The 14,285-nt window shown below is 70.6% G+C and carries 11 protein-coding genes; 3 read left to right on the top strand and 8 right to left on the bottom strand.

Features of this window, described 5'->3' with window-relative positions; genetic code table 11:
- Nucleotides 1-13: 13 nt before the first annotated feature.
- Nucleotides 14-1,777 (bottom strand): aspartate--tRNA ligase, encoded by a 1,764-nt coding sequence (aspS, locus tag AQI95_RS01580; protein WP_067115972.1) that lies wholly within the window; start codon nt 1,775-1,777, stop codon nt 14-16.
- 218 nt (nt 1,778-1,995) lie between these two features.
- Here aspS and AQI95_RS01575 point away from each other — a divergent pair, with 218 nt between their 5' ends.
- Nucleotides 1,996-4,182 (top strand): SpoIIE family protein phosphatase, encoded by a 2,187-nt coding sequence (locus AQI95_RS01575; protein WP_067115969.1) that lies wholly within the window; start codon nt 1,996-1,998, stop codon nt 4,180-4,182.
- Here AQI95_RS01575 and AQI95_RS01570 read toward each other — a convergent pair.
- From AQI95_RS01570 to AQI95_RS01555, 4 genes are all read right to left on the bottom strand, one after another.
- Nucleotides 4,101-5,198: an AI-2E family transporter gene (locus AQI95_RS01570; protein ID WP_067115966.1), complete on the bottom strand. Its 1,098-nt coding sequence runs from the start codon at nt 5,196-5,198 to the stop codon at nt 4,101-4,103. The genes AQI95_RS01575 and AQI95_RS01570 overlap by 82 nt on opposite strands.
- Before the next feature lie 171 nt (nt 5,199-5,369).
- Entirely contained in the window at nt 5,370-5,588 is a 219-nt protein-coding gene (locus AQI95_RS01565) for a hypothetical protein (protein ID WP_067115963.1), read from the bottom strand.
- Between the two features lie 228 nt (nt 5,589-5,816).
- A complete protein-coding gene (locus AQI95_RS01560; RefSeq protein ID WP_067115960.1) occupies nt 5,817-6,797 on the bottom strand; it encodes a pirin family protein in 981 nt (326 codons plus the stop codon).
- Between the two features lie 123 nt (nt 6,798-6,920).
- Nucleotides 6,921-7,397, bottom strand: a complete 477-nt coding sequence (locus AQI95_RS01555) for an SseB family protein (RefSeq protein WP_067115957.1) — start codon at nt 7,395-7,397, stop codon at nt 6,921-6,923.
- Nucleotides 7,398-7,593: 196 nt separating this feature from the next.
- Here AQI95_RS01555 and AQI95_RS01550 point away from each other — a divergent pair, with 196 nt between their 5' ends.
- Together AQI95_RS01550 and AQI95_RS01545 are read left to right on the top strand one after the other, a co-directional pair.
- Nucleotides 7,594-9,432: an acyl-CoA dehydrogenase gene (locus tag AQI95_RS01550; protein ID WP_067115954.1), complete on the top strand. Its 1,839-nt coding sequence runs from the start codon at nt 7,594-7,596 to the stop codon at nt 9,430-9,432.
- 110 nt (nt 9,433-9,542) lie between these two features.
- Nucleotides 9,543-10,841: a M18 family aminopeptidase gene (locus AQI95_RS01545; protein WP_067115951.1), complete on the top strand. Its 1,299-nt coding sequence runs from the start codon at nt 9,543-9,545 to the stop codon at nt 10,839-10,841.
- A gap of 117 nt (nt 10,842-10,958) precedes the next feature.
- Here the strand turns inward: AQI95_RS01545 and AQI95_RS01540 are convergent, their stop codons facing one another.
- From AQI95_RS01540 to AQI95_RS01530, 3 genes are all read right to left on the bottom strand, one after another.
- Nucleotides 10,959-12,776 (bottom strand): thioredoxin-like domain-containing protein, encoded by a 1,818-nt coding sequence (locus AQI95_RS01540; RefSeq protein WP_067115948.1) that lies wholly within the window; start codon nt 12,774-12,776, stop codon nt 10,959-10,961.
- Nucleotides 12,777-12,865: 89 nt separating this feature from the next.
- Nucleotides 12,866-13,705: a calcium-binding protein gene (locus AQI95_RS01535; protein WP_067115945.1), complete on the bottom strand. Its 840-nt coding sequence runs from the start codon at nt 13,703-13,705 to the stop codon at nt 12,866-12,868.
- Between the two features lie 150 nt (nt 13,706-13,855).
- Complete coding sequence (locus AQI95_RS01530) at nt 13,856-14,263, bottom strand: cupin domain-containing protein (RefSeq protein WP_067115942.1); 408 nt, start codon at nt 14,261-14,263, stop codon at nt 13,856-13,858.
- Nucleotides 14,264-14,285: the final 22 nt, after the last annotated feature.

The raw sequence follows: 14,285 nt of genomic DNA, 5'->3' as shown, positions 1-14,285 counted from the left end.
GCCGTGCGCCTGCCTACTTCGGCTGCGGCTTCCTGATGTTCAGGTGCAGCTCGCGCAGGCGGGTCTCCTCCAGCTCGGTCGGGGCGCCCATCATCAGATCCTGGGCGTTGCCGTTGAGCGGGAAGGAGATCGTCTCGCGGATGTTGGGCTCGTCCGCGAGGAGCATGACGATGCGGTCCACGCCGGGGGCGATGCCGCCGTGCGGCGGGGCGCCGAAGCGGAACGCGCGGAGCATGCCCGCGAACTTCTCCTCGACGGTCTCACGGTCGTAACCCGCGATCTCGAAGGCCTTGAGCATGATGTCCGGCTCGTGGTTCCGGATCGCGCCGGAGGACAGCTCGACGCCGTTGCACACGATGTCGTACTGCCAGCCCAGGATGTCCAGCGGGTCCTGGGTCTCCAGTGCCTCCAGGCCGCCCTGCGGCATCGAGAAGGGGTTGTGCGAGAAGTCGATCGTGCCGGTCTCCTCGTCCTTCTCGTACATCGGGAAGTCGACGATCCAGCAGAAGCGGAAGACGTTCTCCTCGAAGTGGCCGGCACGCTTGGCGGCCTCGACGCGGACCGCGCCCATGATCTTGGAGACCTCGTCGAACTCACCCGCGCCGAAGAAGATCGCGTGGCCGGGGGCGAGCGAGAGGCGCTTGGTCAGCTCGGCGACGTTCTCCTCGGTGAGGAACTTCGCGATCGGGCCGGACAGCGCGCCGTCCTCGCCGACGCGGACCCAGGCCAGGCCCTTCGCGCCCAGCGAGACGGCGAAGTCGCCGAGCTGGTCGAAGAACTTGCGGGGCTGCGCGGAGACGTCCGGCACCGGCAGGGCGCGCACGTGCTTGCCGGCGAAGGCCTTGAACTCCGAGCCCTCGAAGACATCGGTGATGTCCACCAGCTCCAGCTTGGCGCGCAGGTCCGGCTTGTCGGAGCCGTACTTCAGCATCGCCTCGCGGAACGGGATCCGCGGGAAGGGGGAGGTGACATGGCGGCCGTTGCCGAACTCCTCGAACAGCTCGGTCATCAGCTGCTCGATCGGCTGGAAGACGTCCTCCTGCTCGACGAAGCTCATCTCGACGTCGAGCTGGTAGAACTCGCCCGGCGAGCGGTCGGCGCGGGCGTCCTCGTCGCGGAAGCAGGGCGCGATCTGGAAGTAGCGGTCGAAGCCGGAGATCATCAGCAGCTGCTTGAACTGCTGCGGGGCCTGCGGCAGGGCGTAGAACTTGCCCGGGTTCAGACGGGAGGGGACGACGAAGTCGCGGGCGCCCTCGGGGGAGGTCGCGGACAGGATCGGCGTCGCCATCTCGTTGAAGCCGAGCGCGGTCATCTTGTGGCGGATCGCCGAGATGACCGCCGTGCGCAGCATGATGTTGCGGTGCATGCGCTCGCGGCGCAGGTCCAGGAAGCGGTACTCAAGGCGCCGCTCCTCGTTGACCCCGTCCTCGGCGTTGATGGTGAAGGGGAGCGGGGCGGCGGCGCCCAGCAGCTCGACCTCGGCGACCTCGACCTCGATCTCACCGGTCGGCAGATCGGCGTTCACGTTCTCGGTTCCACGTGAAACAACGCGACCGTCGACGCGGACCGTGGACTCCTTGGAGGTCTTGTCCAGGGCCTCGTACGCGGGCGTGCCGGGGCGGGCGACGAGCTGCGTGATGCCGTAGTGGTCGCGCAGATCGATGAAGAGGATGCCGCCCAGGTCGCGCCGATTGTGCAGCCAGCCGCTCAGCCGGACGTCGGTGTCGACGTCAGAGGCGCGGAGCTGGCCGCAGGTGTGGGACCTGTACCGATGCATCGTCGTTCATCGTCCTTCGTGTGTGGGTCTGCGGCGGGGGTGCTCTCCCCGGCGAGAACGGGCACGGGGCCCGGACCCATCAAGGGTACCGGGCACCCAAAGATCGGCTCTCCACCGTTTCCCGCGCTCCCGCTGGAGGATCCTCCGTATACACGGGTGGGCAGGATCCTCCTTTCCTACGGTGGCAGTCGCCGCCCACATCTTCCTAAAGTGGGGCAATGCGTACAGGCGAGCCTCTCCCGTCCGTCGGGGACGTCCTCGCCGCCCTCGCTACCGGACTGTGGCACTGGGACACCGCTGCCGGACTGGTCACCGTGGACGCGGAGGCGGCGCGACTGCTCGGGCTGCCCGAGGAGGCGACCACTCTCACCGAGGCCCAGACCCGGGCCCGGCTGCACCCGGTCGACTGGAACGAGATCACCGGAGTGATCCCGCTGGCGGTCGCCGAGGGCACGCTCGCGGAGGTGCGCATCCGGATCATGGACGAGCGGGGCAACATCCTGCGAGTGGTCCGCAGCCGCTCGAAACCCGCCTACGACCCCGAGCGACAGGCCTACCAGCTGATCGGCACCCTCCAAGAGGTCACCGAACCCACCCCGGGCACGCAGGCCGCCCGCAGCGCGGTCACCGGCGACTGGCGGCGCTCGCGGGAGGCGTTCTTGCTGGACGCGGGCCGGGCGCTCGCGGAGGCGCGGTCCACGGAAGAGGTGCTGCGGGTGGCCGGCGGGCTGTCGATGCCGGGGTTCTCCCCGGACGGCCTGGTGGTGTTCGGTGTGGCGGGCGACCGGCTGACGATCATCGGCCAGCACGGACACCAGCCCGGCGATCTGGGCCCGTTCTCGAACATGGCGCTGACCACCGACTATCCGGCGGCCCAGGTCTCCCGCACGGGCCGCGCGGTGTATCTGTCCTCCCCCGAGGAGTACCGGGCCCGCTACCCGGCGGCCTGGCCGCTCGCCCGGCGCTTCGGCCGCAGCTCCTGGGCCTTTCTGCCGCTGACGGTGGCCGGCCGCACGATGGGCGCCTGGATGGCCGCCTTCACCTATCCGGTCGCCTTCACCCCCGACGAGCGCGCCGTCCTCGCGACGGTGGCCCGGATGCTCGCCCAGGCGCTGTCCCGGGCGGAGGCCACCGCCTCCGAGCGGGAGCTGACCGAGGGCCTGCAGCGCTCCATGCTGCCCTCGCTCGGCCCGGAGATCCCCGGGATGCAGGTGGCCGCCCGGTACATCCCGACCGGCGGCGGCCTCCAGGTCGGGGGCGACTGGTACGACATGATCCCGCTGCCGTCCGGCCGCTTCGCGCTGGTCATCGGCGACGTACAGGGCCATGACGTACGGGCCGCGGGCCTCATGGGCCAGCTGCGCATCGCCCTGCGCGCCTACGCCAGTGAGGGCCACCGCCCGGACGCCGTGCTCTCCCGCGCCTCGCGGTTTCTGCACGGCATCACACACGACGACGAGCTGACCGACCTCCGCTTCGCGACCTGCGTCTATGTGGAGGCCGACCCGGAGACCGGCCTGCTGGAGGTCGCCCGTGCCGGACACCCGGACCCCGTGATCCGGATGGCCGACGGCACGGTGATGAAGCGGCTGACGGCGGGCGGGCTGCCGCTCGGCATCGACCCGGACGCGGACTATCCGACGACCCGGTTCACCCTGGAGGCCGGCGAGACGCTGACGCTGTGCACCGACGGCTTGATCGAGACGGGCGGGCACGATCTGGAGAGCGGCTGGCGCCGGCTGCGCGCGATCCTCGAGGCCCATCCGCGAGACGACGAGGACGATCTGGAGTCGCTGGCCGACGCGCTGGTGCAGGGTGTGCACGGGCCGTCCTCGCACCACACCGTCGGCCCGCTGACCGACCGGCGCGAGGACGACATCGCCCTGGTGCTGCTCTGCCGCCCGGGAGACGGCCGCGGCTACGGCGCCACGGCGACGGTACGACCGCAGGTGCGGCGCACCCTGCTGTCGGTGGCGCAGGACGAGCCGGACCGGATCGCCGAGGCCCGCCGGCATCTGCGCGAGCTGCTGCACGACTGGGCCGCCTGCGAGCAGGTCGACTCGGCGGTGCTGCTGGTCTCCGAGATGGTCACCAACGTCCTGGTGCACACCGACGCCGACGCGCTGCTGCTCGCCGAGGTGGCCGGCGAGGTGGGCGCGCGGCGGCTGCGGGTGGAGGTCACCGACGTGGGCGACGACCTCCCGCACCGGCGCCGGCCCGGCGAACTGGCCTCCTCCGGACGCGGCCTGATGCTGATCGAGCTGCTCGCGGACGCCTGGGGGGTGGACCCGCGCGGCGAGGGCAAGAGCATCTGGTTCGAGCTCTACGAACCGGAAGGCGCGTCGGAGGGCGGCGCGGCGGACGACGAGGATCCGCAGGACGAGCCGTCGGAGGGCGCCGCGTAGCGGGTCCGCAGCTCCTGTACGACCCCGAAGCCGGCCGCGGTCAGCGGTACGGCGAGGAGCATGCCGAGGATGCCCGCTACGGAGGCGCCGGCGGTGATGGCGAGCATCACCACGGCCGGGTGCATCTGCACGGTCCGGCTCTGGATGACCGGCTGCAGCACATGCCCCTCCAGCACCTGCACGGCGAGCACCACCCCGAGCGCCCACAGCCCGATGACGAAGCCGCGGTCGGCGAGGGCGACGAGGACGGCCACCGCGCCGGAGATGAAGGCGCCGAGGTAGGGGATGTAGGCGCCGACGAAGACGAGCGCGCCGAGCCCGATCGCGCCGGGCACCTGAAGGATCAGCAGGCCGACGGTGATGCACACGGCGTCGATGAACGCGATGAGGGTCGTCCCGCGCATGAACCCCTCCACCGCCTCGAAGGCGCGCCGCGCGATGGCCTCCAGGGTGTCGGCGGTGCCGCCGGGCGCGATGGACCGGATGGTCTCGACGGCCCGGTGTGAGTCGCGCAGGAAGAAGAAGACGAGCAGCAGGGCGAGCACCGCCATCGCGATGCTCTCGCCGACGACGCTGACCCCGCTGATGACGTTGGACGCGGCCGTGCCGCCGAACCTGCTCAGCAGCTTGCGGGAGTTGGCGGCGAGGTCGTCCAGTCCGGTGCCGGCGGCCCCGAAGTGCTGGGAGACGGCCTTGGCGGCGTTGCGGAGCGAGGCGATGATCTGGTCGCCGGTGTCGATGAGCGCGGCGACCACGATGTACACGGCACCGCCGACGACGGTCAGGACGGCGACGCAGGTGAGCCCGGCCGACACCGACGCCTGCACACCGGTCCGTACGAGCCGCCGGTGCAGCGGACCGAGCAGCGCGGTCCCGAGCAGGGCGAGCAGCACCGGGGTGACGGCCGTACGGAACTCTCCGCACAGCCGCACCGCGACCCATCCCACCCCGGCGACGAGCAGCAGCACGGCGCACCAGGCGGCGACACGGCGTACGGGATCGGGCAACAGCTGCACACGTCCAGCCGATCACGGGCGCCGGCTGATGTCCTGGCGTACGGGCCGGGCGGGTGAGGCCCGTTGCCGCGTCGTGGCGGGGGCCGCTCGGTGCGCCCGCACAGGCGTGAGCGGCCGCCTCGGTGCGAGGCGGCCGCTCATGCGTCGGCTGATCGGTGCCGGCGAGTTTCCTCAGAGGATGCCGAGGAGCCCGTGCAGGATGCAACCCAGGCCCAGGAGGCCGCAGCTGGCCTGTTCGCCGTTGCCGAGGAGGCCCGAGGGCGCGCTCTGCTGGACGGAAGCCGTCGGCGCCTGGTCGTCGGCCTGGGCGGGGGCGGCCAGCGCGAGGCCGCCGACGGAGAGGAGGACGCTTGCCGCCGTGCACGCCACGGCCCTGCGGATGCTGCTCATATGTGTCTCCTGAACTGGTTGTGTGCGAGGTGTCGACCACCAAGAGCGACCACTCATGCGCGCACTGGAACGAGTAGCGCACTTGCGACGCTATGGGCCCGTCCGGTGCGACGCCTTGCGGAGTTGGTCCATCCGTGTCGGCGTGCCGTCTTGCCCCGGCTCTCCCCCGGCACACACGAGGCCCCGTCCGGATGCCGGACGGGGCCTCGTCTCAACCAGCCTGCGGGCCTACTGCCCCTGCGGGCCGCCCTCGGTCATCCCGTGCACCGCCGGGATGGTCCCCAGGCGGCCCTTCTGGAAGTCCTCGAAGGCCTGCATCAGTTCGTCCTTGGTGTTCATGACGAACGGGCCGTAGTGGGCCATGGGCTCACGGATGGGCTGTCCGCCGAGGAGGACGACCTCCAGGTCCGGCGTGTGCGAGTCCTGCTTCTCGTCCGCGCGGACGGTCAGCGAGGACCCGGCGCCGAAGACGGCGGTCTGGCCGAGGTGGATCGGCCGGCGCTGCGCGCCGACGCTGCCGCGGCCCGCGAGCACATAGGCCAGGCCGTTGAAGTCCTCGCGCCAGGGCAGGGTGACCTCGGCGCCCGGGGCGACGGTCGCGTGGATCATCGTGATCGGGGTGTGGGTGATGCCGGGGCCCTGGTGCCCGTCCAGCTCGCCCGCGATGACGCGCAGCAGCGCACCGCCGTCCGGCGTCGTCAGCAGCTGGACGTTGCCGCCGCGGATGTCCTGGTAGCGCGGGGCCATCATCTTGTCCTTGGCCGGGAGGTTCACCCACAGCTGCAGGCCGTGGAAGAGACCGCCGGACATGACGAGGGACTCCGGCGGGGCCTCGATGTGCAGCAGGCCGGAGCCCGCGGTCATCCACTGGGTGTCGCCGTTGGTGATGGTGCCGCCACCGCCCTGCGAGTCCTGGTGGTCGAAGATCCCGTCGATGATGTAGGTGACGGTCTCGAAGCCCCGGTGCGGGTGCCAGGGGGTGCCCTTGGGCTCGCCCGGCGCGTACTCCACCTCACCCATCTGGTCCATCATGATGAACGGGTCGAGGTGGCGGTAGTTGATCCCCGCGAACGCCCGGCGCACCGGGAAACCCTCACCCTCGAAACCGCTCGGAGCGGTCGTGACGGTCAGCACGGGACGTGCCACGACATCGGCGGGAGCGGTCACCCGGGGGAGCGTCAGCGGGTTCTCGACGGTCACTGCAGGCATGGTCGGTACCTCCTTGTGCGCCCACTTTAGTTGAGCGTTGAACTTTCTGCCACCCCCAACACGACGGGCCCGGAGAGAATTCCCTCCGGGCCCTCGATCGGCTCACTGTCAGGAGCCCGCGGATCAGCCGTACATCCGCCGCATCGCGAAGTCGACCATCTGCTCGACCGCCTTCGCGTCGAACACCATCCGGTGCTCGCCCTCCATGTCCAGGACGAAGCCGTAGCCGGTGGGCAGCAGGTCGATCACCTCCGCGCCGGTGATCACGAAGTACTTGGACTCCTTGCCCGCGTACCGGCGCAGCTCCTTGAGCGAGGTGAACATCGGGATCACCGGCTGCTGGGTGTTGTGCAGGGCGAGGAAGCCGGGGGTGTCGCCGCGCGGGCAGTACACCTTCGACGTGGCGAAGATCTGCTGGAAGTCCTCGGCGGACATCTGCCCGGTGGTGAAGGCGCGCACCGCGTCCGCGAGCGAGGGCGGGGACGGCTCCGGGTAGAGCGGCGGCGGCTGGCCGTACCCGCCGACACCGCCCGGCTGCTGCGGCGGGGCGTACTGCTGCTGCGCGGCGCCGCCGTCCATGGACTGGCCGTATCCGTACATGGGCGCAAGCGTACCGAGGCCCGGCGCGGCACAGGGACGGAGCGGCAGGACCCCTGCGGAGTAGACCCTTCTCACACTCGGGCCGATAGGGGTTGCGTCTTATTACCGACGGGTAGCATCATCGTAGCTACTTGTTGGTACGTGAACTAAGTGCGAGGAGCCAGTGCCTCGCCGATCTCTCTACGGAGCCGTCGTCATGGGGCACTACAAGCCGAATCTCCGCGACATCGAGTTCAACCTCTTCGAAGTACTGGGGCGCGACAAGGTGTACGGCACCGGCCCCTTCGAGGAGATGGACGTCGACACCGCCACGAGCATCCTGGAGGAGATGACCCGCCTCTCGGAGAACGAGCTGGCCGAGTCCTTCACCGACGCCGACCGCAACCCGCCGGTCTTCGACCCGGAGACCAACACCGCGCCGGTCCCGGCGTCCTTCAAGAAGAGCTACCAGGCCTTCATGGACTCCGAGTACTGGCGGCTCGGCCTGCCCGAGGAGATCGGCGGCACCACCTCGCCCCGCTCCCTGATCTGGGCCTACGCCGAGCTGATCCTGGGCGCCAACCCGGCCGTGTGGATGTACTCCTCGGGCCCGGCGTTCGCCGGCATCCTCTTCGAGGAGGGCAACGAGGTCCAGAAGCACATCGCCTCGATCGCCGTGGAGAAGCAGTGGGGCTCCACGATGGTGCTCACCGAGCCCGACGCGGGCTCCGACGTGGGCGCCGGCCGCACCAAGGCGATCCAGCAGGAGGACGGCTCCTGGCACATCGAGGGCGTGAAGCGCTTCATCACCTCCGGTGAGCACGACATGTCGGAGAACATCCTCCACTACGTGCTCGCGCGTCCCGAGGGCGCCGGCGCCGGCACCAAGGGCCTGTCCCTCTTCCTCGTGCCGAAGTACGAGTTCGACTTCGAGACCGGCGAGCTGGGCGAGCGCAACGGCGTCTACGCCACCAACGTCGAGCACAAGATGGGCCTGAAGGCCTCCAACACCTGCGAGATGACCTTCGGCGACCAGCACCCCGCCAAGGGCTGGCTCATCGGCGACAAGCACGAGGGCATCCGCCAGATGTTCCGCATCATCGAGTTCGCCCGCATGATGGTCGGCACGAAGGCGATCTCCACGCTGTCCACGGGCTACCTGAACGCGCTGGAGTACGCCAAGGAGCGCGTCCAGGGCCCCGACCTGGCGAACTTCCTGGACAAGACCGCCCCCAAGGTCACCATCACCCACCACCCGGACGTGCGCCGCTCGCTGATGACGCAGAAGGCGTACGCGGAGGGCATGCGCGCCCTGGTGCTGTACACCGCCTCCGTCCAGGACGCGATCCAGGTCAAGGAGGCGGCCGACGAGGACGCCTCCGCCGAGCACGCGCTGAACGACCTGCTGCTGCCGATCGTCAAGGGCTACGGCTCCGAGAAGGGCTACGAGCAGCTGGCCCAGTCGCTGCAGACCTTCGGCGGCTCCGGCTTCCTGCAGGAGTACCCGATCGAGCAGTACATCCGGGACTCCAAGATCGACACCCTGTACGAGGGCACCACCGCGATCCAGGGCCAGGACTTCTTCTTCCGGAAGATCGTCCGCAACCAGGGCGCCGCGCTGAACTCCCTCGCCGAGGACATCAAGAAGTTCCTGGCGCTCGGCACCGGCGGCGAGGAGCTGGCCGGCGCCCGTGAGCACCTGGCCAAGGCGGCCGTGGAGCTGGAGGCGATCGTCGGCCTGATGCTGACCGACCTCGCGGCCACCGAGCAGGACACCAAGAACATCTACAAGGTGGGCCTGAACACCAGCCGCCTGCTGCTGGCCTCCGGTGACGTCGTCGTCGGCTACCTCCTGCTGAAGGGCGCCGCGATCGCCGCCGAGAAGCTCACGGAGAAGGGCGCGGCCGGCTCCGCGAAGGACCAGGCGTTCTACACCGGCAAGATCGCCGCGGCGAAGTTCTTCGCTGCGAACGTCCTGCCGGGCGTCACGCTCGCCCGCAAGGTCGCCGAGGGCGTCGAGCTGGACCTGATGGAGCTGGACGAGGCCGCGTTCTAGAAGATCCCCGGCCCTGGAAGATCCTCGGCCATGGAAGATCCTTGTGGATTCCATGTGCGGGCCCGCTCCTTTCCGGGAGCGGGCTCGCGCACGTCGTTAAGGTGAATGCCATGAGCGCACCTCCCCGCTTCGACCGCGGCCACACCGACGACCTGATGTCCTTCCTGGCGGCCAGCCCGTCGCCGTACCACGCGGTGGCCAATGCCGCCGAGCGGCTGGAGAAGGCAGGTTTCCGGCAGGTCGCGGAGACGGACGCCTGGGACGCCTCGAGCGGCGGCAAGTACGTGCTGCGCGGCGGCGCGATCGTCGCCTGGTACGTCCCCGAGGGCGCCGAGGCGCACACGCCGTTCCACATCGTCGGCGCCCACACCGACTCCCCGAACCTGCGGATCAAGCCGCGGCCCGACAGCGGGGCGCACGGCTGGCGTCAGGTCGCCGTCGAGATCTACGGCGGCCCGCTGATGAACTCCTGGCTCGACCGCGATCTGGGCCTGGCCGGCCGGCTGAGCCTGCGCGACGGCTCCACGGTGCTGGTCGGTGTGGACCGGCCCCTGCTGCGCGTGCCCCAGCTCGCCATCCACCTGGACCGCTCGGTCAGCACCGAGGGGCTCAAGCTCGACAAGCAGCGCCATCTGCAGCCGATCTGGGGTCTCGGCGACGATGTGCGCGACGGCGATCTGATCGCCTTCCTGGAGCAGGAAGCCGGGCTCGCGGCCGGCTCGGTCACCGGCTGGGACCTGATGACCCACCCCGTGGAGGCCCCGGCCTACCTCGGCCGGGACCGGGACCTGGTCGCCGGCCCGCGGATGGACAACCTGCTGTCGGTGCACGCGGCCACGGCCGCGCTGGCCGCCGTCGCGACCTCCGGCGCACCGCTCACCCGGATCCCCGTGCTCGCCGCCTTCGACCACGAGGAGAACGGCTCCCAGTCGGACACCGGCGCGGACGGCCCGCTGCTCGGAACCGTCCTGGAGCGCTCGGTGTTCGCCCGCGGCGGCTCGTACGAGGACCGGGCCCGCGCCTTCGCCGGCACGGTGTGCCTGTCCTCCGACACGGGCCATGCCGTCCACCCCAACTACGCGGAGCGGCACGACCCGACGCACCACCCGCGCGTCAACGGCGGCCCGATCCTCAAGGTCAACGTCAACAACCGCTACGCCACGGACGGTTCGGGACGCGCGGTCTTCGCCGCCGCCTGCGAGAAGGCCGACGTCCCGTTCCAGACCTTCGTCTCCAACAACTCCATGCCGTGCGGCACGACGATCGGCCCCATCACCGCGGCCCGGCACGGCATCCGCACGGTCGACATCGGCGTCGCGATCCTGTCCATGCACAGCGTCCGCGAACTGTGCGGCGCCGACGACCCGTTCCTCCTGGCGAACGCGCTGGTGGCGTTCCTGCAGGGCTAGGGCCTGTCCGATGGGTCCGCGCCCCCCTGGGGCGCGGCAGCACCCCGGGGGGCGCGGGCGACCGCGCGACCGGCCGGGCGGCGACGCACCGACGTAGCCCCCCGGCCCGACGCAGGCCTACTCGTCCATCCCGGCCAGCACCAGCGGCAGCCGATCCGTCGCACCCTCGGTGAGCCGGAGCGGAACACCCCAGTCCTGTTGGTGGACATGGCAGGCGGGATACGGGTTGGCCGGATCGTCGTCGCAGGAGGCCGCCATCGCCGAGACGTGCAGCACGCCTTCCGTGACCGCCGGGTTCAGCTCCAGCTCGCGGCTCAGGTCCGGGTCCGCGCCCTCACCCTCGATCAGCAGCTCCGGCGGGGTGGCGGAGACCAGCAGCCGGGTCGAGGGGCCGTACCTGGTGTCCAGCTTCTGGCCGGCCGGGGCCTGGAAGATCACGTCCAGGCGCAGGCGGCCCGGGGCGACCTCGGTCGCCGCGCGCCGGGTGCGATGGGCGACCGACTCCACGCTCACCGCCTCCTCGGGCAGCCGCAGCCGGGTCAGCCGGTGCCGGGCCGACTCCACGACCACGATGTCCGCGCCGTCGAGGACGGCGTCGCTGGGCTCGCGCAGATCGGTCGCGAGAGTCGTGACCTCGCCGGTCGCCGGGTCGTAGCGCCGCAGGGCGTGGTTGTACGTGTCGGCGACCGCCACCGAGCCGTCCGGCAGCGCGGTGACGCCGAGCGGGTGCTGGAACAGGGCCTGGTCGGCGGCGCCGTCGCGGTGGCCGAAGTCGAACAGGCCGGTGCCGACCGCCGTGTGGACCTGTCCGTCCAGGTCCACCCAGCGCAGCGCGGACGTCTCGGAGTCGGCGAGCCAGAGCCGGTCGGCGGTGGCCGCGAGGCCGGAGGGCTGGGCGAACCAGGCCTCCGCGCCGGGCCCGTCGACCAGGCCCTCGTTGGTCGTGCCCGCCGCCACCGCCACCGTGCCCGTGACGGGGTCGTACGTCCACAGCTGGTGGACACCTGCCATGGCGATCCACACCTTGCCGCAAAAGAGCGCGACGTCCCACGGGGAGGAGAGGTCGACCTCGCGGGCCGGACCGGAGGTGGCCGACCCCTGCCACCACTGCTTTCCGGTGCCGGCCAGGGTGCTCACCGCACCGGTGGCGAGGTCCAGGCGGCGCAGGGCGTGGTTGACGGTGTCCGCCACGACCACCGAGCCGTCGTCGAGCAGGGCGAGGCCCTGCGGCTCACTGAACGAAGCGTCGAGCGGACCGCCGTCCGCGAACCCCCGGCTGCCCGAGCCGATCCGCCGTACGACCGTCTCCCCGTCCGCCTCCAGCTCCACCAGCTGATGCCGGGTCGTATCGCTGACCAGCACGTGCCCGGACGGAAGCGACAGCGCCTTGCCCGGGAAGCGCAGGGCCGTCGGCTCCGGCTCCGGCGCAACGTACGGACCGTCGCCGCGGCGCAGGGTGCCCTTCGCCTCGTGCTCGGCCTCCAGCTCCGTCACCAGCCGCTCGATGGCATGAGCGTGCCCCTCGCCCGCGTGCTGCGCGACGACGTACCCCTCCGGGTCGATCACGACCAACGTCGGCCAGGCACGCACCGCATACTGCTTCCAGGTCGCCAGCTCCGGGTCGTCCAGCACCGGATGCTCCACGCCGTAACGCTCCACCGCGTCGACGACCGCCTGATGCTCCGCCTCGTGCACGAACTTCGGAGAGTGCACACCGATGACCACCACCGTGTCCCGATGCTTCTCCTCCAACTCGCGCAGCTCGTCGAGGACATGCAGGCAGTTGATGCAGCAGAAGGTCCAAAAATCCAGGACGACGACACGTCCGCGCAGGTCGGCGAGGGTGTACTGGGTGTTGCCCGTGTTCAGCCAGCCGCCCTTGCCGATCAGTTCGGGGGCGCGGACGCGGACGCGTCGGGGTGCGGAGTCGGTCATGGATCCAAGGGTGCCACCCGACTCCGACAGCCGTTTCGGTGCCTGTGGAAAACCCTGACCGGCGTCTGGCCCGGCCGGGCTCGGGGCCGTCAGTCCTGGTGGACCACGTCCGTGCCGGGACCGCCGGAGAGCGTGTCCTGGCCGGCGCCGCCGTAGAGCTTGTCGTTGCCGCTGTTGCCGTACATCCGGTCGTTGCCGCTGCCGCCGTACAGGGCGTCGTTGCCCTTGCCGCCGTAGAGGGTGTCGGCGCCGGCGCCGCCGGTGATCGTGTCGTTGCCGTCGTCGCCGGACAGGTCCTGGTCGCCGGCGCCGCCGCGCAGCACGTCGTCGCCGTTGCCGCCCTTCACGATGTTGTCGCCACCGCTCGCGTTGATCGTGTCGTTGCCGTCGCCGCCCCAGGCCAGGCCCAGCTTGCCCACCGTGATGGTGTCGTCGCCCGCGTCGCCCGAGACGTAGGCGCCGTCGAGACGGCCGGAGTCGGTCGCCTTGTCGTTGCCCGCGCCGAGCGCGATCTGGGCGTAGGAGTAGACCTGGTCGGTGGCGTTCTTGTAGGTGACCGTGTCGTCGCGGTCGCCGAGGTCCATGACCAGCGCGGGGTACGGGTCCTGGCTGTCCACGTCGGTCACCGTGCAGGAGACCTTCGTGCGGTCCGCGCTGTCGGGGTAGACGCAGTCGTGGCCGGCGCTGATCCGCACGACGTCGTCGATCACATAGGTGATGCCCTTGCGGTCCGCGGTGGGCGACGCGGTGACGGTCGCCTTGTTGGCCTGCCCGGCGGCGGCCTTGTAGGTGAGCTGCCAGTCGTACTGGTTGACCGCGGCGGTGGCCGGCGAGGTGGCGGCGCCGGCCGTACCGGCGAGGGTGAGGGGCAGGGCCAGGGCGGCACCGAGAGTCAGGGCCAGCGCGCGTGCAGACGGTATGCGGGTCATGACGGGTGGTCCTCCGGAAGATGCGTGGGCAGTGGTGAGCCTTACGCGACGTCCGACTCGGGGGCACCGCCCATGGTTGGTCAACTTCCGTGCACGTAGCGGAAATTCACCTGCGTGACACCCGAACGCCCGATGGACTGCGATGAACCGTCAGGCCAGGGTGTGGCCGGTGGTCGTGTCCACGTGGTCCGGCACCTCCTCGTGCCGGTCGCCGACCGACAGGGTGCCGCTGGGCTCCAGGACGAGGATTTCGGTGGGTACGCGCGCGTACGGCTTGTGCTCGATCCCGCGCGGGACGGTGAACACCGAGCCCTTGGGCAGCACGACCGTGCGCTCCCCGGCCGGCTCGCGCAGACCGATGTGCAGTTCGCCGTCGAGGACCAGGAAGAACTCGTCGGTGTGGTCGTGGGCGTGCCAGAGGTGTTCGCCCGCCACCTTGGCCACACGTACGTCGTAGTCGTTCACGGTGGTGACGATGCGGGGGCTCCACTGCTCGGTGAAGGAGGCGAGGGCCTTCGCGAGAGAGATCGGCTGCCTGGGTGCGGAGATCGGTTCCATGGGTTCATCGTGCGGCCGGGCG

The sequence above is a fragment of the Streptomyces yokosukanensis genome (assembly GCF_001514035.1).
GTDB lineage: Bacteria > Actinomycetota > Actinomycetes > Streptomycetales > Streptomycetaceae > Streptomyces > Streptomyces yokosukanensis.
Note: the sequence above shows the minus strand (reverse complement) of the source record. Positions and strands in the feature narration are given on the sequence as shown.